The following is a 24534-nucleotide window of genomic DNA, read 5'->3' on the forward strand; positions in this document are numbered from 1 at the left end:
ATGGCTTAGAAAGACTCCCAATCGTCGTCTTCACTTTCCGGCAAAGGCATGACTGATCCCGTCGACTTACTGACCGATGTCTGTTTCGCAGGCGTTGCACGAATCGGGGCGATGTTATTCGACTTCGACTCCCGGTTTTCCGGTTTGGCTTCAATGCGAGCCTGCATCTTACGGCTCAACTCAAATTGCGAAAGATTACGCACCAGCGTGTCCGCCTGTGTCTGCAAATTTTCCGAGGCGGCGGCTGTTTCTTCAACCAGAGCCGCGTTTTGCTGGGTCATTTCATCCATCTGACTCACGGCCGTACTGACTTCAGAAATACCACTGCTTTGTTCAGACGATGCGGCTGCGATCTCACCCATGATGTCATTAACACGTTTGATGGATTTCACAATCTCTTCCATCGTCTCTCCGGAACGGTTAACCAGGGTATTACCGTTCTCGATTTTTTCGACCGAGTCGGAAATCAGCGACTTAATGTCTTTCGCCGCATTGGCGGAGCGCTGCGCCAGAGAACGCACTTCGGAAGCCACCACTGCAAATCCGCGACCTTGCTCACCGGCACGCGCTGCCTCAACCGCCGCATTCAAGGCTAATATGTTGGTCTGGAAGGCAATGCCATCAATCACACCGATGATCTCGGAGATTTTTTGCGCCGAGGCGTTAATGGCTTCCATCATGGTCACCACCTGACCGATCAGGTCGCCTCCCTGGTTGGCCACCTCTGATGCTTGTTCCGCCAAGCGATTCGCTTGCTGAGCGTTGTCGGAATTCGACCGTACCGTTGAACTCAGCTGCTCCATACTGGAAGCGGTTTCTTCCAGGTTCGACGCCTGTTGCTCTGTGCGGTTACTGAGATCGCTGTTGCCTTGCGCAATTTCGGCGGAGGCAGTTTGAATCGTCGCCACCGCTTCGCTGATTTGAATCAGCATGGTATCGAGGTTTTCGGCGGTCTTGTTACAGTAATTACGCAGATCACCAAAGCTACCGCCGAACTCAGTATTAATGCGCGTGGTGAGATTGCCTTCAGCCATCTTCTCCAAGGCACCGTTCACCGTGGTTAAGGCGTTATTGGCAACAGCAACCAGTTCATTAATGGCGGTTCCCAAGGTTTTGAAGAAGCCTGTGCGGCCGTCAACGTCCATCGTCAGAGTGAAGTCGCCATTGGCTGCACCTTCTACGATGCGAGTGACCTCACCCTCGGTCCAAAGTTCCTCAGTACGATCCTTCCATTCAACGATCGTACCCAGACGCTGATTCGTATCCGGATCAAAAATAGGGGTCGCCTGTAATTCAAAAGTCAGTTTACCAACTTCAATTTCAGTAATGTATGTATCGGTTAAACGGTCGAGCATACTGATCTGATGTTGCGGATTTTTGTGGAATCGATCGATATTGCCGCCGACGATTTTATCGGCAGAAAACTGCGGTAACTCTTCACGCAGATCGCCTTCCACCCGATGCATCATTTCTGACACCGCCTCGTTCATATAGACAATGTCGCGATTGGCATCAGCAATCATCACGTTGGTGCTGGTCACATCCATCGCTTTACGAATGCGCGAATCCGATACTGCATTGGCCAGGCTCGTGCGCAATGTACTGTGCATTGCCACAACCGATTCCAAGACGCTCCCGGTTTTTATTTTTTCCGGAAAACCAATCTCCTGCTGGCCGCCTTGAATGGCCTGCATGATGGACTTTAATTGATCGGGCTCCGTACCTAAACTGCCGCGTAAGTTCCGGAATCCCCAAATTGAAAACAACAACGCCAACAACATAATAATGCCGGCAGTAATCAGCTGGATGGTCACTTGCCGAATCAGGTTGGTACCGGTTATAACCGCTTCTTGCTGTTCAACAAAACCGGAAAGCAACAGATCGATCTGGTTAAAGGTTAACTGCAACTCGTCCAATTCTGACGCTGTTAATAGCAGCCCAACCGCTCCATCCGTCTGGTCGATAAAGGTGTCCAGCAGTCCCGATAAATTAGACGGAATGATGATTTCGAGCTCGACCGCATCGGTAACCAGGTGCTCCATTCGATCGTTAATTTCACGTTCGAGCTCTGCCATATCGTTGCGCAATGCCGACACACTGAATGGTACCTGATCGCGACGATAGACTTGTGATTGGTAGATGTGGTTAAGGCGTTTTTCCGCCAGAATATCCAGTGTCGCACCACTTGAAATCAAGTCGTTGCGAAACGCCGCTGCTTCCATCCGGGAGCTGAACCCGGATACAGAATTGACCAACGCAAAACCGATCACGACCAACAACACCAACGGGATCACTGTGGTCAGTAACTGTCGCGTACTGAAAGACGGTATCAGTTTGTTCATGGTTTGGATCTCCAACGTTCAGCGTTCATAAAGCGTCGTGGCGAACCCTTGCTTTCTAAGGGTTATTGGCTTCCACCTGCCTCTTTAATAGCCACGGCTTCTTCATCGATCAGGCCCAATTCATTGCTACTGATTAAGGCTTCTATGTTAACCAGAATGATCATCTGATCTTCCTGAGTGGCCAGTCCGGACAGAAATCGACTGTCAAAGGCCACGCCAAAATCCGGCGACGGTTTTATTTCATCCCGCGTCAAACCAATCACATCAGAAACCCCATCAACTACCATACCGACCAGGCGGTCATGCACCTGAACAACGATGACAATGGTGAACTCGTCATACTCCGGTTTGATGTTGAGGAATTTGATGCGCAGATCGACGATGGGTACAACTTCGCCTCGCAGATTGATCACTCCCTTAATAAACGCAGGTGCGTTGGCAATACGAGTCACTGCTTCGTAGCCGCGAATCTCCTTTACCTGCATGATGTCCATGCCATAGACCTCGTCACCCAGCGCAAAGGTCAGGTATTCGTAACGAACTTCGCTGTCGGTTTGTGCTGTCATGACGCCGCCTCCATCGCGGGTATTTCTTTCATGCCCTTGGCCATGGATGCCAGATCCAAAATCAAAGCGATGTGACCATCGCCCATGATGGTGGCTCCGGATACTCCTTTAATGCGTTTGAAATGCTGTTCCAGGCTCTTAATGACCACCTGCTGCTGTCCAATCAGTCGATCCGCCAGAATGCCGAAGCGCTGCTTACCAGACTCAACCAGCACCACAATGCCTTCGTCGAGCCTCTGGCAATCGGTATCAACCTGCATGGTTTTATGCAGTCGAACGATCGGCCAGTAGTGACCACGCACGTCCAGCAGTTCATCACCACTGAGCGTTTTAATTTCGTGTTTTGAGGGTTGAATCGATTCAACAATACTGGCCAGTGGAACAATGTAGGTTTCTTCACCGACTGCCACCGCCATGCCGTCCAGAATGGCCAACGTCAGTGGCAACAACAATTTCAAAGTGGTTCCAAAACCAGTAACCGATTCGATGTCAATCCGGCCACCTAAGCTGGTTAAATTTTTCTTAACCACGTCCATGCCGACACCGCGGCCCGAGACATCCGTTACTTGTTCGGCGGTTGAAAAACCGGCTTCAAAAATCAATTGCCAAACGAGATGATCCGGCATGTTGTCATCAACCGGCATGCCTCGTTCACGGGCTTTCGACAGGATTCGATCACGGCTTAGCCCGCCGCCATCATCCATAATGCTGAGCACTATATTGCCGCCTTGCTGAGACGCACTCAGGCGGACTGTTCCGGTTTCAGACTTACCCAGTTCTTTGCGTTTTTCCGGTGTCTCAATGCCGTGATCAATGCTGTTACGAACCAAATGGGTCAGGGGGTCGGATAATTTTTCGACCAGACTCTTATCGATTTCGGTATCACCGCCTTCAATCACTAACTCCACTTTTTTGCCTAACTTGGTTGCAATATCACGCACCACGCGCGGAAACCGATTAAACACAAACGACACGGGCAACATACGAATTGACATTACCGATTCTTGAATTTCCCGGGTATTGCGTTGCAGCTCTTCAACAACCGCTTCGAGCTTTTCTTGGCGAATGGCACTGATGTCTTTACCCATCATGGCCAGCATCGACTGGGTGATAACCAGCTCTCCAACCAGGTTGATCAAACTGTCGACCTTATCAACGTTCACCCGGATAGACTGGTTAGATGCCGTGGCATTTGCGGCCGGTGGCACCGCCTTTGTTTTAGGCGCTGACGCGGGTGTTACCGTCGCGGTTGTTTTGGCCGCCTGGGTCGTTGTTGGCTCTGGCTCATCAAAGAAACCAAAACCAGGGTCTTCAGCCGGCTCCGTTTTGGCAGAGGCTGCTTCTTCATTAAAGAAGCCATAGCCATCGTCTTGATGATCGTCTTTGCTGTAGGCGCTTTCTTCGGATTCCTCGAAGAAGCCAAACCCTTGATCGTCTTCATTGCTGGCTTCTTCGTCTTCAAAGAAACCAAAGCCCGCGTCCTCGGTCTGCGCGGCTGCCTTCGAGGCTGGCGCATCGCCCTTGAAGACGGTTTCCATATCCTGGATGCGTTGGTTCACCCAATCTTCATCGATGCTTTCTTCTGCCTGGTAACTGGCCAACAAGGCACGCAAGTCGTCCACCACAACCAGCATTTCATCAATGTGTTCTGTCACCGGACGACAGACTTCCTTGCGCCAATCATCCAGCTGGTTTTCCAGTACGTGTGTAATCTGTCCGAGCGCTGAGAAACCAAACACACCACTGCTGCCTTTAATAGAATGCGCAGCACGGAAGATGCTGTTCAGCAACTCCATATCCGGTGCATCAATATCCAAACTCATCAACCCGTTTTCGAGAGTATCCAGATGCTCCTGGCTTTCTTCGAAGAACACTTGATGAAATTGACTCAGGTCCAGACTCATAGCCTTACGTCCTGTTAACGAAGTACTTTCGCAGCGACTTCCAACAGTCGCTGCGGATCAAATGGTTTAACCATCCAGCCGGTAGCGCCAGCACTGCGTCCTTGTGCCTTCATGTCATCACTGGCTTCGGTGGTCAGTACCAAAATCGGCGTCGATTTGTAGTTAGCCTGCGAACGCAACGATTTGATTAATGTCAGACCGTCCATTCGGGGCATATTCTGATCCGTCAATACACAGTCGTAGTTGGCTGTTTGACACTTATCCAGTGCGTCTTGGCCATCCACCGCAGCCGTCACCTGATAACCCGCCGTTTTAAGCGTGTGCTCGACCATCTGTCGAATGGACGAGGAATCATCAACTATAAGAAAGTGCTTGCTCATCCGTTTTGCTTCCTGTCAGTGATAGAGAAACCATGGTCATATTACCCGGCGGTGTTACGACCAACTCTGTTGCAAGCTGTCGACACAGTGCTAAACCCCGACCGGCGACAGCATCCAAATTCAATAAAGTAGAACTGTCTCGTAAGTAGCCAGAACCGCTGTCTTCAACTTCGATAATCAAACTGCCACTGGTTAAATTCATACGAACTTCAACCCAGTCGGCATCACTTAAGTGAGCCATCCGTTGTTCGCGTTTTTCGAAATAATGCGCAAACCCTTCAGGATCCGTTTTTAAATTGGAATCCAATCCTAAGCAGCCGTGGTCAATTGCGTTGGTAATTAACTCGCTTAATACCGTGAATGCTCTTTGTTGAGTGGTCAGTGAAATGACCCAACGCTTGAGTACTTCGTCGGCTGCTGCCAGGAATGCTTCCACCACTAATGCTAGGCCACATAATCGATATCGCCACAAGGCGTTACCTTCCAATAATCGGGTGTCGATCAGTATCGGTGTTTCCGGTCGCTGAAATTGATGAGGACTGAACACCATTAGACTGACATCATCGTCTGGTGTCGGTTGATCCAGGTGGTTTTTGAACACGTCCAAGCAACCATCAATGGCGTTCGCTGCGTGTGACTGCGCCAAGCGTTCGCGTATCAGCTGTACGGGTAAAAAGTTGTCGTTTACATCGCGCTGTTCCACCAAACCGTCACTGATGGCCATAAAGAAACCGGACTGATTTGTTTTTAATACACTGGTCTGACCATCGAAATGTTCTTCACCACTCAGGCCCAGGGGTAACGCCGTGGATATAAATTCCTGTTGCACACCGTTTTCAACCCAATAAGCCGGTGGCATTCCGCCATTCCAAACCTCTAGCTCGTTCAAGTCGGGGTCGTATTCAAACAGGACCGCAGCCACAAACCGGTCATCGGGTGACTCTTCGAAGACCTTGCGATCGATCTCCCGAATAATCATCACTAAGGGAAACCCTTTTTTAACCATGGTATAAAACACACCCAATACCGGGAGCATGGTCAGCGCCGCAGCCAAACCGTGACCCGTAGCGTCGGCCACCATTCCGTACAGGTGACCGTTAGCCCCGCTGCAACTCAGCACCATGTCCCCCGAAAAATGTGAGTGGGGTTGAATGTGCCAATACAGACCGTCCACTTCTTCGTGATAGCGGGCCCGTAAATGGTCATAAATAAAGCGCGCCATGCGTGTCTCATCTTCCATCTGCACCAATAATCGTTGCAGCGACTGATTGTTGCGCTGGAAGGTTCGGCGTAACCGACGCTTCTCTAAAAAGGTTTTTACTTTCAACCGCAGCAAGGTTGGTCGGATGGGTTTGCTTAAATAATCATCGGCCCCAATCTGAAAACAACTTTCGATAAATTCCTCGCTGTCTTTAGCGCTGATGATCAGCACAAAGGGTTTGTTTTCGTGTCTCTGCCGCCTCAGAGTGCGTAATACATCGAGACCATCTCCATCACCGAGGACCTGATCCAGAATGATGAAATCGTAGTACCCTTCACTGATGCAGTTGATGGCTTCAGCGTGGCTATAGGCCTGATGGATAGGCAACCCCAGACGCTCAATGGCCGCCTTAATGGTTTCATTGGCAGAAGGCTGATCGTCAACAATCAGTAATCTTTCGGTTTGCTGAATCATCGAATAAAACTACCTACTCAAGTGGAATCAGCTTTTGAAGATTTGACAGCACGATTAAATCTTTGGCCGTGCCTTTAGCGCCACGAATGACCAGTTTTTTATTTTCTGCACTTGCCTTTCGATACAACATGTTGATCATTCCGATGGCGGAACTGTCTAAGTAAACCGCACGAGAAAAATCCAATGTAATAACGGTAATGGACGGATCTTTTAACAAGGGTTGATAGTCGGAGGTGAAACGACTGTGATAACCAAAGTTAAATTGTTCCGGGATGTTGATCACTGCGTTTTCGGTACTCATCACTGCTCCCTAAAATAGTTCAACATCACCTGAGCCTTCAGGCTGATGTTCCACGGGTGACAACTGAATGTTGTCAAGGCAACTGATCAATTTTTGGTAATCGTGTTCACTCATAGGACGCTTGATGTGAACCACTTGGTGTTGGATGGCTTGCATCAGTTTCATCTGATGCTCAATCGTCTGGTAACTGATGTCACCAAACTGAAGGCCTCGAACGGCTTCATTGGAGGCGTCGGACAGTTTGCTGGCGACCGTCTGAATATCGACGGTTGCCTTTTCGTCGGCATCGGCCTTCTTAACCAATTTGGCCACTGCATTTTCAACGTCGGATTTTGAGTTGAGGATGAAATTCATATCACTTGAAGCGGTAATACCGATGCGCTCATGCAGCGTGCGAATGTCTTTACGCACCGACACCACTTCGTTTCGTATCAAGCCACTGAATTCTGCTGAACGCGTCGACAGCGCACGTACTTCGTCGGCGACCACAGCAAAGCCTCGGCCGTGTTCGCCAGCACGGGCTGCTTCAATAGCGGCGTTTAGCGCCAAGAGGTTGGTCTGATCGGATATGCCATCAATGTCTTCCAGCGCTTTAACTACGGACGGCATTTTTTCTTCGATGCTCGCCACCAGCTCCACCAGTTCCATCATTTCCGTGCTGTTATTCACGGTGGTGGTGACAAAGTTGTCCATGGTTTTTGAGGTGCGCAGAGCAAAGTCCTGCATACTGGTATGCAGTGAATCGGTGTTCTCATCATCGTGAAATTCAAGGATGCTGTTGATTAGCGTATTCTGCTGATCCAGTAATTGATGGATCTCATTAAACGCCTCAACCAGGTTATCGACTGATTTATTTTGACGCTCATTTAAACCATCCATGACCGATTTGTGTTCACTGAGCTGATCGTTCAACCAGTTCATAGCTGCGTCAAAATAGTCGGGTTCATCAACGTTGACTGACTGCGCCGAATCTTTCTGAGAACTGGTGTCTCTCGGTACCGATGCAATGAACCACTTTTTTGACGCATTGGTCCATATCAACAATGCCGCAGCGGTTATTGTTGGAATGGAATACGTTGGTAAATAGTGCCCTAAAGCTGTCGCGGCTATGACTAACACCAAAACACCAAGGGCAAACAATCCTTTGCCCTTTTTCAGTGGGCCAACACTCAATCGCATTGAAGTTTTTCCTAAGTCGGCTGGTACCTATCTGTATTTGAACGTAGACCGACATAGCGCTTATGCAAGGACAAGGCGGACAAGAATGCGCCTGTTGTATCTCAAGGTTAAAAACACGTTGGGCGCTAAAAATGAACAAAAACTTTATATTCAAATACTCTAATTAAATGGAATGCCTACAGAAATCCTGGCTTCAGCCCCTATAAAGCTTGGCTTACGCCGTTCCAGTCATGGACACTTAACTCAGTGCCGGACCAAGAAGCGCAGTTACAAAATGCTGCATAAGCGGACAAAAACGACACCTTACGCCGTTATAAATTGGCTTATTCGCGGCGATGTTAAGAGGGTGTAACGGAAATTTTTTCACCGACCACAATAAAGTCGGCACGCCTTTTTTTTTGAACTAAAATGTAAGTTCTGCGCGTGTTCAGTTTTGACATTAAAAACAAAAGGGATGTTGATTGTGGCCAGTGAATCCATTGTTGATCAGTACATTGATTCGTTGTTTGTTTTTGATATTTCCGAACCCGAATCCGTCGCTTTGGTAGCGTCGACCATTGATGCCAAACAGTCGTTAGTGCCAACATTTAAAACGCCCAATCAGTTGGGGCAGTTTATGTTGATGGCACAGCAGCTGCTTGCTCTTGCCAGCCAGATGCCACCGTCACGTTTGAAGCAACATTGCTTAGATACTGGCATGAACGCCTTGTGTTCCGGAGCACAATTGACGCATCAGGGTAGGGCAACGAACAACAACCCAAGCCCCAGTCTGAATGACTTACTGAAACTGAATACGCTGTTGCGGTAACAACGGCTGAGTGGCTATATGGTTAGAACAGATTGATTTAGGATCCTTACCTTAACGGCCTTGAAATCTGCCTGGGCATCTCGACTTTTGAGGGTACCGATCATCGTTATTTTGTTCGGTATCATCCCTGGATTAGGAGGCCACAATTATGTCATTGCGCATTAACGATACTGCTCCAAACTTTACTGCCCAGACAACCCAGGGCGTGATCGACTTCCATGAGTGGATCGGTGACAGCTGGGCGGTTCTGTTTTCTCATCCGAAAGACTTTACGCCTGTGTGCACCACTGAGCTGGGGTACATGGCTGGGTTACAGCCCGAGTTTGAAAAGCGCAACACCAAGATCATCGGGCTGAGTGTCGATGCGGTCGACAATCATGAAAAGTGGGCAAACGATATTGAGGAAACTCAGGGCCACTATCCCAAGTACCCGATGATTGGCGATACCGACCTGAATGTTGCCAAGTTGTACGACATGTTACCGGCTGACGAAGCGGGCGATTCGGAAGGACGCACGCCCGCGAACAACGCGACGGTTCGTTCGGTTTTTGTGATCGGTCCGGATAAGAAGGTCAAATTGACCATGACCTACCCAATGACCACCGGTCGGAATTTCGATGAGATCCTGCGTGCGCTGGATTCCATTCAGTTAACGGCCAACCATCAAGTGGCTACCCCGGTGAATTGGAAGCATGGCGAGGATGTCATCATTCCACCGGCGGTCTCCGATGAGGAAGCGCAGAAAAAGTATCCTCAGGGTTATCGCACTCTGAAGCCCTATCTGCGGTTGGTGGAACAGCCGAAATAACCGGATCGCTTTAGCGTCCGAATGACTCAACCCGGCCTTGCGCCGGGTTGTTGCGTTAGCGGCTGTGCAATCCGATACGATTGCCTTCACTGTCTTCGAAATGGCCGACAAAACCGCGCTCACCAATACTCATTTGAGCGTTAATGACCAGGCCACCTTGCTGCTCAACGCAGTCAAGCGTCGCGCGGATGTCATCAACTCCAAAATACACCATGGCACCTTGATAGGACGGCGTGTAACTGGGGGCTTGCATCAGAGCCCCGGCACGGTGATCCGAGGCAGGGAACAGCGCCATTTTAAAGTTGTCACCCAAATCCAGCGGTTGGAGTCTGGTGTCAAAAATACGCTCATAAAAGCGGCAGGCGCGTGCCATATCCGTCACAGGAATCTCAAACCACGCGATGGGATGGGCGTCCAGAGCCATGATCAGCTCCTTGCCGGCAGGGCCGGTCAGTTTTGGGAGCCCTCAGTTTAGACGCTTTTCATCCGTTCAAGGCCGGTCGGTCATAGACAACAAAGGAATAGTCATAGGGGTTGGGTCCTTCGGCGGAAAAGTCCTCGCGTCCCTGTTCCTGCCAGGCATTGAAATCAATCGTTGGGAAAAACGCATCGCCCTCGACCGTCGCGTGCACCTGCGTAACGTAGAGCCGATCAGCTCGCGGCAGCGCCTCGGCGTAAATCTGTGCGCCGCCCATCACAATCACTTCATCACCGCCGTTAACCGCCAGTTGCGCGCCCGCCAGTTCCAAAGCCTCATCGAGCGAATGCACAACCTGGCAACCTTCGGCGCGGAAGCCGGTATCACGGCTAATCACAATGTTGGTGCGGTTGGGCAGCGGCCGGCCGATGCTGTCATAAGTCTTGCGACCCATGATGACGGGCTTGCCGGAGGTGACCTGTTTGAAGTATTTCAGATCGTTGGGCAGGTACCAGGGCAGTTTGTTGTCGCGGCCAATGACACGGTTCTCAGACATGGCCCAGATCATTGCGATGCGCATGCGTTCTCTCCTTCACTGAGCGCGGTATACTACCAGAGCCCGGCCAGTGACGACGACGCTGGCGCAGTCGGTCACACGCTTGCGCGCTTGCATCAGAGCCGCTAAAGTTCGCAACCCTTTTTTCCTGACCACTTATCCAGCATACCGAGGCCGCTATGACCGCCATTCCCGCCGAGATTCGTGAAGTGCGCGAACAGGCCGACTGTCTGTTCACTGAAACCCAGGTCGAACACGCCATCGATACCATGGCCACCGACATCTCCCGCGACCTGGAGCAGACCAACCCCATCGTATTCAGTGTTATGAATGGCGGCCTAGTGCTGACCGGCAAGCTGGTCACCAAGCTGGGCTTCCCGCTGGAAATCAGCTACCTGCACGCGACCCGCTACCGCGATAAGACCTCCGGTGCCGATCTGGAATGGCGCATGCTGCCCCAGCAGTCGTTGGAAGGCCGCACCATACTGGTGGTTGATGACATCTACGACGAAGGCGCCACCCTCGGCGCTATTGTTGACCACTGCCGTGAAGCCGGCGTCGCTGAGATCAAAATCGCCGTCTTGGTCGACAAACAACACAACCGCAAAGCCCGCCCGGACATCGTACCCGACTATGTCGGCCTGCAATGCGAAGACCGCTATGTGTTTGGCTACGGCATGGACTACAAAGGCTACTGGCGTAACGCGCCGGGTATTTACGCCGTTAAAGGGCTTTAACGGAAAACACTGAACGGGAGACGCAGAACGCTGGGTTAGGTTTTCCACTGACCGGCGTCTCCCGTCTCCCGTCTCCCGTCTCCCGTCTCCCGTCTCCCGTCCAGCATCTCCCAGCCGCATTCAAGATGCGGTTGTCATCGACTTGCCATCCAGTTGTCATACACTCGGGTAAACGACCTTACCGAGTTCTGGCATGAGCGAACCCCTTAGCGTTACTCCGGCCCACTTCATCAATCGCGAGCTGTCACTGCTCGAATTCCACGATCGGGTGCTGTCTCAGGCTGAAAATGATCAGATTCCGGCGCTCGAACGGCTGCGCTTTCTGTGCATTTCCAGCACCAATCTGGATGAGTTTTTCGAAATCCGCGTCGGCGGTCTGAAAGAGCGTTTCGAAGCCGGTTCAACGCTCACCGGCCCGGAAGGGCTGACGCCACGCCAACAATTGGATGATATTGCAGAACGTGCTCACCATTTGGTCGACCGGCAATATCAGATCCTCAACCAGCAACTCCTGCCGCTGCTGGCCGAGCATCACATTCGCGTGATCAAACGCGAAGACTGGAGCGATGCGCAAACCGCCTGGTTGCAGCAATTTTTTGAACACGAAGTCCTGCCGCTGTTGAGTCCGATCGGGCTCGATCCGGCACATCCCTTTCCGCGCATTCTTAATAAAAGTCTGAATTTTATCGTTAAGCTCGACGGCAAAGACGCCTTCGGCCGGAACTCCGGTCAGGCGATTGTGCAATGCCCGCGTGCGCTGCCGGATATGATTCAACTGCCAGCCGATGAAACCGGTTCAGGTTCGCAAGACTTTGTCTTTCTGTCGTCCATCATTCACTACTTTATGGACGAAATTTTCTTTGGTATGACGGTCAAAGGCTGCTATCAATTCCGCGTCACCCGTAACTCCGATTTGTTTGTTGACGAAGAAGAAAGCGGCGACCTGCGTCGCGCCATCGAAGGCGAACTGGTGTATCGCCAATACGGTGATGAAGTCCGCCTGGAAGTGGCCGCGAATTGCCCCGATGAACTGCTGGTATTTTTGTTCAAACAATTCGAAATTACTGAAACGGATTTATACCGAGCCGATGGACCGGTGAATCTCAATCGGCTAGCCAGCCTGATTGATTTGGTAGCCCGACCAGAATTGCTTTACCCGCCATTTGATGCGCGCGTTCCACGTGTGTTACGTCGCAAAGCCAACATTTTTGATGCCATTAAAAAAAGCGATATTTTGCTGCATCATCCATTCGATTCCTTTATGCCAGTGGTCGATTTTATTCGACAGGCGGCGAAAGACCCGAACGTTCTGACCATCAAACAAACGCTGTATCGCACCGGTGCGAATTCGATCATCGTGGATGAATTGGTCGCTGCTGCAAAAGCCGGAAAAGAAGTCACCGTCATCATCGAATTACTGGCGCGTTTTGATGAAGAAGCCAACGTGGTGTTAGCCGAGCGATTACAAGAATATGGCATCCATGTGGTCTACGGCATCGTTGGTTATAAAACCCACGCTAAGATGCTGATGGTGGCACGTCGCGAAGGCGATAAGCTGCGACATTACGTGCATCTGGGGACAGGCAACTACCATCCGAAAACCGCTCAGGTGTATACAGACTACGGCTTATTAACCTGCAACAAACAGATTGGCGATGACGTCTATCGCGTGTTTTTGCAACTGACCAGCTTAGGCAAGGTGAGCAAACTCGACACCTTATTTCAGTCGCCTTTTACGCTGCACAAAACCATGATGCGCCGCATAGAACGTGAAATAGAAAACGCTCAGGCGGGCAAAGCCGCGCGCATCATTTTGAAGATGAATTCGCTCTACGAAGAGCAACTGGCCCGCAAACTGTATGAAGCCAGTCAGGCGGGTGTTCAGATTGATTTGATCGTTCGCGGTGTGTGTCAGATTCGCCCCGGTTTACCCGGGGTTTCAGACAACATTCGCGTGCGTTCCATCGTGGGTCGTTTCCTTGAGCACACCCGTGCTTACTGCTTCCACAACGATGGTGATCCGGAGGTGATTCTCGCCAGTGCGGACTGGATGAGCCGCAATATGTTTCACCGGGTAGAGATCGGCTTTCCGCTGTTAACGAAAAAGCTGCGCGATAAAGTCATCAAAGATCTGGAAAGCTATCTGGCCGATAATTCTCAGGCCTGGGAGCTCGACAGCGATGGTCATTATCAGCTTTGCCGTCCGGGTTCGGATGAACCGATCTTGGCGCAGCAAAGCTTATTGGATGACGCCATCCAAGGTGCTGGTTCTAACTGAATTAAGGGTCGTTGGCGTCCATCGCAGGCAGCTGTAACTGGAAGCCCAGTTTGTTCAGATACTGGGCTTCCTGTTCCAGATCGGCCTGGGTCAAACTGTGGTCTTCCCACCAGTCGGCGGTAGCGATCAACATCAGATCGGTATCATCCAAGCGCAGCGAAATACCTTCAGACTGACTGCCGGTCCGGGCGCGATGCAATACCACCGCCAAACGAAACATCGCCAGTAACGTCGGTAAAATCGCCCGATCTTCATCGCTTAAATTCGCCAGCGCATCGGCGTCTGGTTTTTTGCGGTGATGTTGAATCAAAAACGTCAGTCGTTGCTGTTCTTCACGACTGAAACCAGCCAAGTCACAATGCTGCACGATGTATGCAGAATGTTTGTGGAACTGGTTATGGCTGATGTCCAAACCGACCTCGGCCAGCTGCGCCGCCCAACGCAAATAATTGTTCCACGGATGTGGATCGCTTAGCCCCAACGCTTCGACATTGTCGTTCAAAAAACCTTCGGCGGTGGCGGCGACGCGCTCGGCCTGTGCGGCATCGGCATGAAAGCGCTGCGCCAGGTGTGTCACACCACGACTGCGCACATCTTCCTGGTCGAGCCGGCCAATCAAATCGTACAACAGGCCTTCACGCAACGCCCAGGGTGAGGCTTCCATGCTGTCTAAACCCAAGCCTTCAAAAACGGCGCGCAATACGATTAAACCGCCAACAAACACCGGCTGGCGGTCACTGCCCAATCCATTAGGTTTAAAGTCGTCAACGGACTTAGCCTGACCAGCTTGGTCGCACAATTCATCCAGCAAAGCGCGAGTGATGATGGGTGAACCGGTGGTCGCTTCGGCGACTTTGGAAATGGCCTTTATCGAACCGGAACAACCAATAGCACGCTGCCAGCCCACCGATAAAAATTCGTCACGAACGGGTTCAATTTTTTGCAGGCAAAAGGTGGTGGCTTTCTTCACCGCTTTTTTGCTCAGCGCGCCGGACTCGAAAAACTCGCGCATCAAGGCAACGCACCCCATGCCGAGACTTTCCAATTGCAGCGGCTGGAATTGTTCGCCGACAATCACCTCGGTACTGCCGCCGCCAATGTCGACAACCAGACGACGATCGAGTTCGTCGTCCAAACCCTGAGCCACACCTTGATAAATCAGTCGTGCCTCTTCGGCGCCGGCAATGACATCGATGCGATGGCCCAGCGCCTGCTCTGCTTTGGTTAAAAATGCGGCCGAGTTGGTCGCCTTGCGCAAAGTCCGCGTGCCCACGGCTCGCACCGCTGAAGCCGGTAAATGGCTGATGCGCTGACCAAAGCGGCTGAGACATTCCAGCGCGCGACGCTGCGACAAATCGTCTAAAGCGCCATCTTCGCTTAAGCCAAAACCCAGACGAACCGGCTCTTTGATGCGGTCGAGCACGGTCAGTTCGCCTTTATCCAGACGAGCGACAATCATATGAAAAGAATTGGAACCCAGATCGATAGCGGCCATCTCTTCGACCCGGTTTCGCCAGAAATCCGACAACTTAAGCATGGGCAATGCAACCTAACAGGCAAACTGCGACAATGCTGACTCAGCTTTATGACAGGAGCAAGGACGATGGCCATCCATTCATTTCGCCACCATACCCCCCAACTGGGGCAGGCGGTTTTTGTCGATCCGAGCGCAGTGGTCATTGGCGACGTGACACTGGGTGATGATGTTTCTGTCTGGCCTGGCGCCATTGTGCGCGGCGACATGCACCGTATCCGTATTGGTGCTCGCACTTCGGTGCAGGATGGTGTGGTACTGCACATCACTCATGCCAGCGATTACAACCCGGATGGGTTTCCACTGACCATCGGCGCTGACGTCACCATCGGCCATCAAGCCTGTCTGCACGGCTGCACCATAGGCAATGAAGTGCTGATTGGTATCGGCGCGACCGTCCTCGATGGCGCTGTCGTTGAAGACCAGGTTGTCATCGGTGCCGGTTCATTGGTGCCGCCGGGTAAACGGTTGGCATCAGGCTTTCTATACGTGGGTTCACCCGCCCGGCAAAAACGCGCGCTGACTGAGAAAGAGCTGAGCTACTTCCGCTACTCAGCCGCCAACTACGTCAAGTTGAAAGACGAATACCGTACCGAAGGCCTGAACGGTGTTACGGAATCCTGACAGCCAGTGTCTGGCAAAAAGTTTCGTTGACGAAACTTTTCAACTTGAGCCTTTGTAAAGGTTCGGATAAAGTTGCCCAAGTTGAAACGCACTGTTTCAGCTTTTTAACCCTTAACACGAATTCACTGCATCAGAACGGAGGTTAGCTATGCGAATCATCATCCATCCATATGCGAAAAATACCTCTTGCTCCGCCCGCCAAATGGCGACCGGAGTGAATACTCTGTTGCGTCCGCGAATCGTGTAACACCTGCCTCACGAGCCGCGGATTGAAGCCGCGGCTTGTACTGCTATAGCACCACAAAACAGTTCCCCTCCCAGGCTCCAATCCGTCGCTCCAGGCTTAATCAACTGGAGAATGAACCATGTTAGTCAACAAACTGATCAACCATCTGCAACGCCGCCGGGAACTGAACCAGTGGCTGAAAGAAAAACGCCAAGACCGCTATCTGGCAAACCAGCTCAGCGAACACATTCAGAACGATATTGGCTTACACCACCAAGCGAACGAACGCCCGTTGACGTGGAAGACGGTCAAAGAAGAGCGCCGGGAGCAAGCCAGCGTCGGCAAGGAGAGAGCCGGGCCCGGTAGCGCCTAACGATGGGGAGCATCCATTCCGTCAGAGACGACGCTGACAGGATGCTCCCCATTTTTTGTGTCGGGGCGCCAAGGCAGATCCGCACCCCGACGACACTTGCTTTATCCCCCCCCGCTCAGTGATAGACTGCCAACAAGCCCCTCAGATATGGCTTGTATGCGCACCGACATCGAACGCCTCTACCAACAAGAAAACCGCCGCGTTCTCGCCACCTTGATTCGTCTGCTCGGCGATTTCGATCTGGCTGAAGAAGCCTTGCACGAAGCCTTTATGGCTGCACTCAAGCAATGGCCCGAAGACGGCATACCCGATAACCCCCGCGCCTGGCTGGTGTCCGCCGGACGCTTCAAAGCCATTGACCAACTGCGCCGCCGAAACCGGCATCGCGATGCCGTCGATGAACTCACCATCCAATCACTGATCGAGCAAGACGCCGAACCCGAAGTTGACGATCACAGCATCGACGATGACCCACTGCGGCTGATTTTTACCTGCTGTCACCCAGCATTGGCCAGGTCCGCTCAGTTGGCACTGACCCTGCGCGAAGTCTGCGGCTTGCGCACCGAAGAAGTGGCACGCGCTTTTCTGACCAAAACCCCGACCATCGCCCAGCGCATCGTGCGCGCTAAAACCAAGATTCGTGACGCTGGTATTCCTTACGAAGTCCCCGAGCGCCACGAACTGGCGGAACGGCTGGAATCGGTATTGGCTGTGGTTTATCTGTTGTTCAACGAAGGGTATGCGCCGTCTGATGGGGATGCGCTGACTCGCCCAGATCTGGCTGAAGAAGCCATTCGCCTCGGTCGCATGTTGGCGGCGCTGTTGCCCGAACCGGAAGTGCTCGGTCTGCTCGCTTTGATGTTGCTGCACCATTCGCGCCGACCCGCGCGCAGCGACGCCACCGGTGAATTGGTCCGACTGCAGGATCAGGATCGCAGCCTGTGGGACCAACTGTTGATCGCAGAAGGCTGTGCCTTGGTCCCCCGTGCCCTGACGCCCGGCGGCATTGGTCCTTATGGTTTACAAGCCGCCATCGCGGCGCTGCACGCCGAAGCCAGAACCTTTGCAGAGACCGATTGGGCGCAAATTCTTGGCCTTTATGAGGCACTGCTGCAATTGACGCCCTCACCCATCATTGCTTTAAACCGGGCGGTGGCACTGGGAATGAGCCAGGGAGCGGCTGCGGGGCTTGCCGCCGTCGATGCCTTACTGAACGATCCAACCTTGCAGCATTATCACCTGACGTTCGCAGCACGCGCCGACTTTTGTCGCCAACTCGGGCAAGTGGAGCACGCACGCGTTGCTTACCAACAGGCATTGACACTGACCTCACTGGCGCCCGAGCAACGCTTTCTGCAACGCCAATTACAGACGCTGGGATAACCCTGTCGAAACCCGCCACCGTCTAGCGACTACGACAAAACAACGACGGAGAAACGCCATGCAATACTTAGCACTGGTCTACTACAGCGAAGCCAAGATGGCCGAACTGTCCACCGATGACTGGGATGCCCTGAACCGCGAATGCATTGCTTGCGGTGAAAACCTCAGCGCCGCTGGTCAAATGCTCGATGGTCGACCGCTCATGCCAGTGGAAACGGCCACTACCGTTCGCGTACGCGATGGCAAAGTGACCGTCACCGACGGACCTTTCGCCGAAACCCGCGAACAGTTGGCTGGGTTTTATTTACTGGAAGCGAGGGATTTGAATCAAGCCATTCAACTGGCCGGAAAAATTCCGCCGGCAAGGTATGGCAGTGTGGAAGTAAGGCCAGTGCGGGAATTAAAGAGTGACGGGAACGACCATTATCGTTAATCCAATAAATGGCACACTAAACTCAGTCGTTCATTCATTAGGTTCTATTTTGCTAAAAACTGTTCAAAAAATTAAGCAAACCTCAAGCGAAAGGGACTGAGGTACGACTGATACACCCGAAAGAACATTTCAAACGACCACCATTAATACCCATGATACTTTGATTATCGGACGGAATAGGACAAATAATGAAAACAGACAATCGGGTACTTCGATCGAAACAGTAAGGTTGACAACTTAACCTAAGACTATCGCTTTGCTAAATCGCGCATAGCCAGGAAAAACGGGTAATTTGCTTATGGAACAACATGGAAAGCGGAAACTAAAAATCCTATTGCTCTGGTTAGGTTTTTTTTTCGGCATGCTGATACTCGCTGTTCTCTATCGCCATGGCGGCAACATTAATGGCAAAGACCACCCCATTTTAATTGCTGCGCTGCTACCACTTTTTACAGGGTTTGCTGTTGTATTCTACGTCGTTCTTTGGGAGTTGTTTGTTGAATTTAAATGGAAATTACTGGTCATATTGTTACTAATTCCCTTCCCAGCACTGTTTTACCTGACTGTCTACGCTGTCTTTTTGGTGAAGCTGGTTCGTGATTCCATCTACGTATTCCGTTTCAACAAATAACCAACCCAATGACTTTTTGAATTGGTTATTGAGTGGACTCTGCTTATCGAACGTCTTTTTGAAAAAATTTAGAGCCTGATAGGACATGTCCCTTGATCATCTGTAAAACCAAAAGGTTGGCGCTGCGCAAAGCGCAGCTCGATGATGTGGCCTTTCACCTTGAATTGCTTAACGAGCCCGCTTGGCACCAGTACATTGCGCCGCATTCGATCGACAACATCGAAAAAGCAGCCGATTACATCGAACAAAAATGCTGTCCAGCTATCGCCAACAGGGCTTTGGTTTATGCGCACAAGACGCTGACTCTGAATCAGATTCTCGCCATCGTTAAACCCGTCAATCACCGTTCTATCGCTTTACTAGACAGGCTCGGCTTTGGTTACCAGTCCAATTTTACTCATCCGGATTCTGACGAATACTTGTCGTTGTATAACAAACTACTCGAAGGATAAAAAAGGCTGTCGAAATCCGCCTAGCTGATTCGACCAAATGAACAAACCCCAACCGTCAGGAGCCCCATCATGCGTTTTATGATTATCCGTAAAGCCGACCCGGACACCGAAGCCGGCGTTATGCCCGGTCAGGATTTATTAGCAGCCATGGGTCGTTACAACGAAGCCTTGGTCGATGCCGGTGTGTGGCGCGGCGGCGAAGGGTTAAAGCCGACGAATGAAGCCTACCGCATTCAGTTCAGCGGTGGTGGCGAGCCGACCGTTATCGACGGGCCTTTCGCTGAAACGCGCGAGTTAATTGCCGGCTATACCATGATTGAAACCCAGACCGTCGAGGAGGCGCTCGACTGGGTAAAACGCTGGCCGCGTGAAGATGGCGATGTGTGTTTGGAATTGCGCACGGTTTTTGGTTTGGAAGATTTTGAGCCCAGCGCGGGTTTGGATGTTCATACCAATCTGGACGCGCGCATCGCGCGACAATCGGTCAGCCAGGCGGTGCATTTGTCCTTTACCGGTAACTGCCGTGAGGCGTTGGAATTCTACGCTGAGTTATTGGGCGGTAAGTTGCTCACTGTTTCGACCTACGGCGATGCACCGGAACAAGCGCCGGTGCCAGATGACTGGTCCGATAAAATTATTCATTCGGAATTATCGCTCGGCCAATTGGTGTTAATGGGTGTCGATGCACCGCCCGCCTATTTTGAAAAGCCGCAGGGTGTGAGCGTGCAACTGAGTTTCGACAGCGTGGAGAAGTCACGCTACGCGTTTGATCAACTGGTCGAAGGAGGGCGGGTACGGATGCCATTCGAGGCGACGTTCTGGTCGGCCGGTTTCGGCATGCTGACCGATCGCTTTGGCATTCACTGGATGATCAGCACCGTTTAACGGTTTGATCTAACGCAACTGACTGTCTTTGGAACCGCGCCGATTGTAGCTGCTGTGGGCGGCATCGGCGTCGCGTTCGGCCTGGCAGTTAATGCACAGTTGCACGCCGGGCAACGCTTGGCGTCGGGCTTCGGGAATCAGCTCGCCGCATTCGGCGCATTCGTGGCGGCTTTCGCCCTGGGGCAGGTTGCGACGCGCGCGCTCTAAGGCATCATCGATGGTGGCATCGATTTGATCCTGGACGGCGCCATCGCCGGCCCAACCACTGGCCATATCCACCTCCGCACGTTATCGCAATGAATCCCTAGCTTAGCAAACAGCCATCGATCAGCCATGGCTGTTTACGACACTATAAATAGGGTTCAACCGACCCCGCGTAAAGGGTGTATCCGGCCGAACCCAGTTCGGAATCGTGTTTTTGGGTGCGCATCAGGCCGGTGACATAAACCGGTTCATCCAAGCCTGGTGTCGGGAAACCACCTTGCGTCTGGACGTGGATAATCTGATTCGCCGGTGGTGGTGGTGTATGAATGCAGGCGCCAAAGTAGGGGACCAGTAAGAAGCTGAGCACCCGATCTTCGTCCTGCTCCAGCGGCACCACAAAACCGGCGATTTTCACTGACAGGCCATCGTAGGCTTCCACCACCGGCGCATCGGCCAGAGCGTTGCGCATCGACTGGTACAGCCGTTGGGCTTCCGGGTCATCATCGGCCAGGCTCGACAACGGTGTTGCTGGCTGCTCAATCTTGGCCGCCAGATCGCCATAGCTGAAGCCGCTGGGAATCAGTTCTCCCCAACGCAGTTCCTGCACCGGGCGGCTTTCGGCCCAGGCGGTGCTGATCAGCATTAGACCCATCAGCGCCAGACGAAGTTTCATGCAGTGTCCTCAGGTGGTTACGGTCAAGCCGTCACTGAGTGAACGGCGATAGGCTTTCCAACCCGGCGCCAAGCCAATCAGAATACTCAGCGCAACCACGGCCAACAAGACGCCGGACATCGGCCAGACCGGCAGGCTCAGCGTCAATTGAATGCCATAAGCTGGCTGTACCCAGAGCGCGGCGATGGCAATCAGCGCCCAGTGCAGCAACAGACCCAGCACCAGACCGGCGATGCCATAGAAGCCGGATTCGATCATCAACAAGCCAAGGATATGCGAAGGCCGCGCCCCCAGTGCCCGCAAGATCGCCATTTCGCGGCGGCGTTCGTTCAGGCCAGCAAGAATGACCGTGACCATGCCGAGCAAGCCGGTGACAACCACCAGCCCGGAAATGGCAATCAATGCATTTTCGGCGATGCCGATCATCTGCCACAGTTCAGCCAGTGTTGCGCCCGGGATAATCGCTGTTAGCGGCTCAGCGCGATATTGGTTAATGCGCCGCTGAAAACCCAACGCCTGAATGCGCGATTCCATGCCGACCAATACGGCGGTCACGGTGTCGGGCGTCAGGTCCATGTCCAACGCTTCTTCGGCCGACACATCAAAGCCCGGCAGGCGCACACCGGCGGTCCAATCGACATGGATGGCGGTCATGCCTTCCAGTGGAATGTGCAAGGTGCGATCCACCGGCGTCCCGGTCGGCGCCAGAATACCGACCACGGTGAAGGGTTTGTCATCGTGCATCTCGAAAGAGGTGCTGCCCAGACCGTGGGCGATGACCACTTCGTCACCCAACTGATAATCCAATGCCTTAGCCACGGCGCTGCCCAGGACCACATCATAAACGCCCTCAAGACGGCGGCCTTCGTTGATGCTCACATTCTGACGGCGACCGTATTGGTAGTGTTCAAAATAATCGTTGTTGGTGCCCAGCACGCGATAGCCATGATGCGAGTCGCCCAATGAAAACGGAATGGTCCAGGCAACGGCATCGTTATTGCGGATGTCGTCGTAGGTTTGCCAACTGATGTTGTTGGTGGCATTGCCAATGCGAAACACGCTGTACAACAGCAGATTCAAGCCGCCGGTTCGACCACCAACGATCAAATCGGTACCGGACAATGTATTGGAAAAACTGGCGCGAGTGTCTTGGCGGACGCGGTCGACCGTCAGCAACAACGCCAGTGATAGCGCCACCATCAATAACGTCAGGACGGCCGTAGAACGACGGTTCCAAAGACTGCGAAGAGCGAGGTTAATCCAGTTCATTCAGCCTCCTCCGCGGTCGCGTTAAGCGTCAGCTGATGATCAAACCAGTGCGCCAGACGACGGTCATGGCTGACAAAAATCAGCGATGCCTGAATGCTGCGGCACTGCTCGGTGAGCACCTGCATAAAGTTGTCGACGTTGTCTTCATCCAGCGCCGAGGTGGGTTCGTCGGCGATGATCAGTTCCGGCGACCCAATCAATGCCCGCGCCGCTGCCACGCGTTGTTGCTGGCCGACGCTGAGCCGGGATACCGGAGCGTGCCACAGGGTTTCCGGCAATTGCAGACAACGCAGCCAATGCTCGACGGCGGCGTTCAGTCCGCCATGCTCATCCTGAGTGCGTTGCAACCGACGTTTGGACAGTCGCGCTGGTAACTCAACATTGGCCGCGACCGATAAATAAGGCAGCAGATTGAACTGCTGAAAGATGTAACCCAGGTGATCGGCGCGAAAGCGATCGCGTCGCCGTCCGGACCAATCGCTCAGGGGTTGTTCGAGCACCTGCAACTGGCCTTCGCTGGGCACCAGTACACCGGCGAGCAGATTCAGCAGCGTGCTTTTACCACTGCCACTGGGTCCTTGGATAAACAGGGATTCCCCTTGCGGCAAGGCCAGATCGGTAAGCTCGACCGTGGGCCGGGAAATGCCCGGCCAGCGGTAGCTCAGCGCCTGCCAACAGACGGCTGTGCTCATGGTGTGATTACTCCAGGTTTAACGTGGTACGGCTTGGCGACAATTCGGCAGCACCCTGGCTGGTTTCAGTCAGGTATTGAACGTCGAGATCTTCAAAACGTTCAAAAGCGTCGAACAGACCAACGTCCACCTGCACCAGTTCTCCTGGATTGTCGCAATGGAAGTGCCAGCTCACGTCAACATCACTGTGCTGGCCGCCTTCGTGATCATGGTCGTGTTCTTCGTCGTGGTCGTGTTCTGCTTCATGGTCATGGTCATGGTCATGGTCATGGTCATGGTCTTCATCATGATCGTGTTCGTCGTGATGGTCATGGTCTTCGTCATGATCATGATCGTGCGCTTCGTCGTGATGGTCATCATCGTCGAGCACGGCACTGTCAATGTCGACCTCTTCCAGCTCACAATCGGCCGCTGCACTGAGCGTCCAAAGCGCATCGGCATCCCGCAATTTAGCCACCGCAGCATCGACAGCGGCGTGCTGTTCATCCGTGCTTGGGGTGTGTTCAAAACCAAAAATATTGTACGACGGTGACGCCAGTGCAATCACCACGTCATGATGATCAACAGCGACGGATAACTGAGCCGCACCGTGTTCGTGTGCGCCGTGTTGGCGTTCGGTTTCGGCCATCACGGACGTGGCCAGCGGTGCCAAAGTGAAGGATGCCAGCAACAGCGAAAGATGGTTTTTCATAGTGTCCTCAATTCAATAAGCGTTTTGATGGCCGACGATCGACCTTAACTAACGTTCAGCTGGGAATTGAAGACAGGCGGGGCGGTCCACGCGCGGCGGGTTCCGTCAGGCGCTGATCATTGGATTCATCGACGCTCAGCTGCGCCATGGGTGCACTCATCGTCGGCAGCGTTGCCCGGTGTAATGCCAGCGCCCCCAGTTGGCTGAGCTTGAGCAGGTTGCAGCTTTGACAATCGGTCAGATCGTCGAGGTTAGCGTGTATATCGCGGTCCGACACGGCCAGGCCAGGTTTGACCTGATCAATATCGATCAGCGCTGCCTGCATCTGTTCAGCCAAATGCACCGGCGCATGCCAATATTGCAGAGCCCCCTGACACACCAGCACCACCAAAAGGGCACTGACTAACCTTGTCCACCGGTGCTGACTGAGCCAGAACATCGGGCAAACAGCACCGGATCGGCCGGTGCCTGGGTTGAGTGCTGTCTGCCCGCGAGTGAACATTACGGCTTCA

Annotated in this window: 27 protein-coding genes; 11 read left to right on the forward strand and 16 right to left on the reverse strand. The window is 52.7% G+C overall.

The features are described from left to right. Positions 1-5: 5 nt before the first annotated feature. The 7 genes from BGP77_RS18315 to BGP77_RS18200 all read right to left on the reverse strand — a co-directional run bounded on the left by BGP77_RS18315 (position 6) and on the right by BGP77_RS18200 (position 8347). A complete protein-coding gene (locus tag BGP77_RS18315) occupies positions 6-2342 on the reverse strand; it encodes a methyl-accepting chemotaxis protein (RefSeq protein WP_304572196.1) in 2337 nt (778 codons plus the stop codon). A gap of 62 nt (positions 2343-2404) precedes the next feature. Beyond that, positions 2405-2908: a chemotaxis protein CheW gene (locus BGP77_RS04525; protein ID WP_108163535.1), complete on the reverse strand. Its 504-nt coding sequence runs from the start codon at positions 2906-2908 to the stop codon at positions 2405-2407. Further along, entirely contained in the window at positions 2905-4812 is a 1908-nt protein-coding gene (locus BGP77_RS04530; RefSeq protein WP_108163536.1) for a chemotaxis protein CheA, read from the reverse strand. The genes BGP77_RS04525 and BGP77_RS04530 overlap by 4 nt, the downstream gene beginning before the upstream one ends. Before the next feature lie 14 nt (positions 4813-4826). Continuing rightward, positions 4827-5192: a response regulator gene (locus BGP77_RS04535; RefSeq protein ID WP_108163537.1), complete on the reverse strand. Its 366-nt coding sequence runs from the start codon at positions 5190-5192 to the stop codon at positions 4827-4829. After that, on the reverse strand, positions 5167-6867 hold the full coding sequence (locus tag BGP77_RS04540) for a fused response regulator/phosphatase (protein WP_108163538.1): 1701 nt from the start codon (positions 6865-6867) through the stop codon (positions 5167-5169). Before BGP77_RS04540 ends, BGP77_RS04535 begins: the two co-directional genes overlap by 26 nt. A 13-nt stretch (positions 6868-6880) precedes the next feature. Beyond that, entirely contained in the window at positions 6881-7168 is a 288-nt protein-coding gene (locus BGP77_RS04545) for an STAS domain-containing protein (protein ID WP_108163539.1), read from the reverse strand. A 9-nt stretch (positions 7169-7177) separates the two neighbouring features. Beyond that, positions 7178-8347 (reverse strand): methyl-accepting chemotaxis protein, encoded by a 1170-nt coding sequence (locus BGP77_RS18200; RefSeq protein WP_108163540.1) that lies wholly within the window; start codon positions 8345-8347, stop codon positions 7178-7180. Positions 8348-8810: 463 nt separating this feature from the next. On the opposite strand from BGP77_RS18200, the gene BGP77_RS04555 reads away from it, so the two are divergent. Then, positions 8811-9155, forward strand: a complete 345-nt coding sequence (locus tag BGP77_RS04555) for a hypothetical protein (RefSeq protein WP_146171191.1) — start codon at positions 8811-8813, stop codon at positions 9153-9155. Positions 9156-9303: 148 nt separating this feature from the next. After that, on the forward strand, positions 9304-9963 hold the full coding sequence (locus BGP77_RS04560; protein ID WP_108163542.1) for a peroxiredoxin: 660 nt from the start codon (positions 9304-9306) through the stop codon (positions 9961-9963). Positions 9964-10018: 55 nt separating this feature from the next. Here the strand turns inward: BGP77_RS04560 and BGP77_RS04565 are convergent, their stop codons facing one another. Then, on the reverse strand, positions 10019-10387 hold the full coding sequence (locus BGP77_RS04565; RefSeq protein WP_108163543.1) for a VOC family protein: 369 nt from the start codon (positions 10385-10387) through the stop codon (positions 10019-10021). Positions 10388-10445: 58 nt separating this feature from the next. After that, positions 10446-10961, reverse strand: a complete 516-nt coding sequence (locus BGP77_RS04570; RefSeq protein ID WP_108163544.1) for a dihydrofolate reductase — start codon at positions 10959-10961, stop codon at positions 10446-10448. A gap of 155 nt (positions 10962-11116) precedes the next feature. On the opposite strand from BGP77_RS04570, the gene BGP77_RS04575 reads away from it, so the two are divergent. Then, entirely contained in the window at positions 11117-11674 is a 558-nt protein-coding gene (locus BGP77_RS04575) for a hypoxanthine-guanine phosphoribosyltransferase (protein ID WP_108163545.1), read from the forward strand. Positions 11675-11867: 193 nt separating this feature from the next. Further along, entirely contained in the window at positions 11868-13952 is a 2085-nt protein-coding gene (gene ppk1, locus BGP77_RS04580; protein WP_108163546.1) for a polyphosphate kinase 1, read from the forward strand. 1 nt (position 13953) lies between these two features. Here ppk1 and BGP77_RS04585 read toward each other — a convergent pair whose 3' ends face one another. Continuing rightward, positions 13954-15489 carry a Ppx/GppA phosphatase family protein gene (locus tag BGP77_RS04585; protein WP_108163547.1) on the reverse strand — a complete coding sequence of 512 codons (1536 nt, stop codon included), beginning with the start codon at positions 15487-15489 and terminating at the stop codon, positions 13954-13956. Positions 15490-15555: 66 nt separating this feature from the next. Here BGP77_RS04585 and BGP77_RS04590 point away from each other — a divergent pair, with 66 nt between their 5' ends. From BGP77_RS04590 to BGP77_RS04620, 7 genes are all read left to right on the forward strand, one after another. Then, positions 15556-16110 carry a gamma carbonic anhydrase family protein gene (locus BGP77_RS04590; protein WP_108163548.1) on the forward strand — a complete coding sequence of 185 codons (555 nt, stop codon included), beginning with the start codon at positions 15556-15558 and terminating at the stop codon, positions 16108-16110. A gap of 365 nt (positions 16111-16475) precedes the next feature. Beyond that, positions 16476-16709, forward strand: coding sequence for a hypothetical protein (locus BGP77_RS04595; protein WP_108163549.1), 234 nt, complete (start codon positions 16476-16478; stop codon positions 16707-16709). A 156-nt stretch (positions 16710-16865) separates the two neighbouring features. Beyond that, complete coding sequence (locus BGP77_RS04600) at positions 16866-18092, forward strand: RNA polymerase sigma factor (RefSeq protein ID WP_108163550.1); 1227 nt, start codon at positions 16866-16868, stop codon at positions 18090-18092. 58 nt (positions 18093-18150) lie between these two features. Beyond that, positions 18151-18525, forward strand: coding sequence for a YciI family protein (locus BGP77_RS04605; protein WP_108163551.1), 375 nt, complete (start codon positions 18151-18153; stop codon positions 18523-18525). Positions 18526-18823: 298 nt separating this feature from the next. Continuing rightward, positions 18824-19156: a hypothetical protein gene (locus BGP77_RS04610; RefSeq protein ID WP_108163552.1), complete on the forward strand. Its 333-nt coding sequence runs from the start codon at positions 18824-18826 to the stop codon at positions 19154-19156. 92 nt (positions 19157-19248) lie between these two features. Next, positions 19249-19608, forward strand: coding sequence for a GNAT family N-acetyltransferase (locus tag BGP77_RS04615; protein WP_108163553.1), 360 nt, complete (start codon positions 19249-19251; stop codon positions 19606-19608). A 69-nt stretch (positions 19609-19677) separates the two neighbouring features. Then, positions 19678-20493 (forward strand): YciI family protein, encoded by an 816-nt coding sequence (locus BGP77_RS04620; RefSeq protein WP_108163554.1) that lies wholly within the window; start codon positions 19678-19680, stop codon positions 20491-20493. 9 nt (positions 20494-20502) lie between these two features. Here BGP77_RS04620 and BGP77_RS04625 read toward each other — a convergent pair whose 3' ends face one another. The 6 genes from BGP77_RS04625 to BGP77_RS04650 form a co-directional block, all read right to left on the reverse strand. Further along, on the reverse strand, positions 20503-20766 hold the full coding sequence (locus tag BGP77_RS04625; protein WP_108163555.1) for a DksA/TraR family C4-type zinc finger protein: 264 nt from the start codon (positions 20764-20766) through the stop codon (positions 20503-20505). Between the two features lie 76 nt (positions 20767-20842). Then, entirely contained in the window at positions 20843-21370 is a 528-nt protein-coding gene (locus BGP77_RS04630) for a DUF3299 domain-containing protein (protein ID WP_108163556.1), read from the reverse strand. Positions 21371-21379: 9 nt separating this feature from the next. After that, the gene (locus tag BGP77_RS04635) at positions 21380-22639 is read right to left on the reverse strand and encodes an FtsX-like permease family protein (protein WP_108163557.1); all 1260 of its coding nucleotides are present in this window, start codon (positions 22637-22639) and stop codon (positions 21380-21382) included. Then, positions 22636-23331, reverse strand: a complete 696-nt coding sequence (locus BGP77_RS04640) for an ABC transporter ATP-binding protein (RefSeq protein ID WP_108163558.1) — start codon at positions 23329-23331, stop codon at positions 22636-22638. The genes BGP77_RS04635 and BGP77_RS04640 overlap by 4 nt, the downstream gene beginning before the upstream one ends. A 7-nt stretch (positions 23332-23338) precedes the next feature. Continuing rightward, positions 23339-24022 (reverse strand): DUF2796 domain-containing protein, encoded by a 684-nt coding sequence (locus BGP77_RS04645; protein ID WP_108163559.1) that lies wholly within the window; start codon positions 24020-24022, stop codon positions 23339-23341. A 55-nt stretch (positions 24023-24077) separates the two neighbouring features. Further along, complete coding sequence (locus tag BGP77_RS04650) at positions 24078-24524, reverse strand: hypothetical protein (protein WP_146171192.1); 447 nt, start codon at positions 24522-24524, stop codon at positions 24078-24080. Between the last annotated feature and the right edge of the window lie 10 nt (positions 24525-24534).

The sequence above is a fragment of the Saccharospirillum sp. MSK14-1 genome, assembly GCF_003054965.1.
Classification (GTDB): Bacteria; Pseudomonadota; Gammaproteobacteria; order Pseudomonadales; family Natronospirillaceae; genus Saccharospirillum.

Coding starts and splice junctions, on each gene's coding strand:
- BGP77_RS04525 (WP_108163535.1), bottom strand. CDS start 2,908: ATGACAGCACAAACCGACAGCGAAGTTCGTTACGAATACCTGACCTTT.
- BGP77_RS04585 (WP_108163547.1), bottom strand. CDS start 15,489: ATGCTTAAGTTGTCGGATTTCTGGCGAAACCGGGTCGAAGAGATGGCC.
- BGP77_RS04530 (WP_108163536.1), bottom strand. CDS start 4,812: ATGAGTCTGGACCTGAGTCAATTTCATCAAGTGTTCTTCGAAGAAAGC.
- BGP77_RS04625 (WP_108163555.1), bottom strand. CDS start 20,766: ATGGCCAGTGGTTGGGCCGGCGATGGCGCCGTCCAGGATCAAATCGAT.
- BGP77_RS18315 (WP_304572196.1), bottom strand. CDS start 2,342: ATGAACAAACTGATACCGTCTTTCAGTACGCGACAGTTACTGACCACA.
- BGP77_RS18200 (WP_108163540.1), bottom strand. CDS start 8,347: ATGCGATTGAGTGTTGGCCCACTGAAAAAGGGCAAAGGATTGTTTGCC.
- BGP77_RS04600 (WP_108163550.1), top strand. CDS start 16,866: ATGCGCACCGACATCGAACGCCTCTACCAACAAGAAAACCGCCGCGTT.
- BGP77_RS04595 (WP_108163549.1), top strand. CDS start 16,476: ATGTTAGTCAACAAACTGATCAACCATCTGCAACGCCGCCGGGAACTG.
- BGP77_RS04575 (WP_108163545.1), top strand. CDS start 11,117: ATGACCGCCATTCCCGCCGAGATTCGTGAAGTGCGCGAACAGGCCGAC.
- BGP77_RS04570 (WP_108163544.1), bottom strand. CDS start 10,961: ATGCGCATCGCAATGATCTGGGCCATGTCTGAGAACCGTGTCATTGGC.
- BGP77_RS04560 (WP_108163542.1), top strand. CDS start 9,304: ATGTCATTGCGCATTAACGATACTGCTCCAAACTTTACTGCCCAGACA.
- BGP77_RS04640 (WP_108163558.1), bottom strand. CDS start 23,331: ATGAGCACAGCCGTCTGTTGGCAGGCGCTGAGCTACCGCTGGCCGGGC.
- BGP77_RS04610 (WP_108163552.1), top strand. CDS start 18,824: ATGGAACAACATGGAAAGCGGAAACTAAAAATCCTATTGCTCTGGTTA.
- BGP77_RS04620 (WP_108163554.1), top strand. CDS start 19,678: ATGCGTTTTATGATTATCCGTAAAGCCGACCCGGACACCGAAGCCGGC.
- BGP77_RS04545 (WP_108163539.1), bottom strand. CDS start 7,168: ATGAGTACCGAAAACGCAGTGATCAACATCCCGGAACAATTTAACTTT.
- BGP77_RS04540 (WP_108163538.1), bottom strand. CDS start 6,867: ATGATTCAGCAAACCGAAAGATTACTGATTGTTGACGATCAGCCTTCT.
- BGP77_RS04635 (WP_108163557.1), bottom strand. CDS start 22,639: ATGAACTGGATTAACCTCGCTCTTCGCAGTCTTTGGAACCGTCGTTCT.
- BGP77_RS04645 (WP_108163559.1), bottom strand. CDS start 24,022: ATGAAAAACCATCTTTCGCTGTTGCTGGCATCCTTCACTTTGGCACCG.
- ppk1 (WP_108163546.1), top strand. CDS start 11,868: ATGAGCGAACCCCTTAGCGTTACTCCGGCCCACTTCATCAATCGCGAG.
- BGP77_RS04565 (WP_108163543.1), bottom strand. CDS start 10,387: ATGGCTCTGGACGCCCATCCCATCGCGTGGTTTGAGATTCCTGTGACG.
- BGP77_RS04605 (WP_108163551.1), top strand. CDS start 18,151: ATGCAATACTTAGCACTGGTCTACTACAGCGAAGCCAAGATGGCCGAA.
- BGP77_RS04630 (WP_108163556.1), bottom strand. CDS start 21,370: ATGAAACTTCGTCTGGCGCTGATGGGTCTAATGCTGATCAGCACCGCC.
- BGP77_RS04650 (WP_146171192.1), bottom strand. CDS start 24,524: ATGTTCACTCGCGGGCAGACAGCACTCAACCCAGGCACCGGCCGATCC.
- BGP77_RS04590 (WP_108163548.1), top strand. CDS start 15,556: ATGGCCATCCATTCATTTCGCCACCATACCCCCCAACTGGGGCAGGCG.
- BGP77_RS04535 (WP_108163537.1), bottom strand. CDS start 5,192: ATGAGCAAGCACTTTCTTATAGTTGATGATTCCTCGTCCATTCGACAG.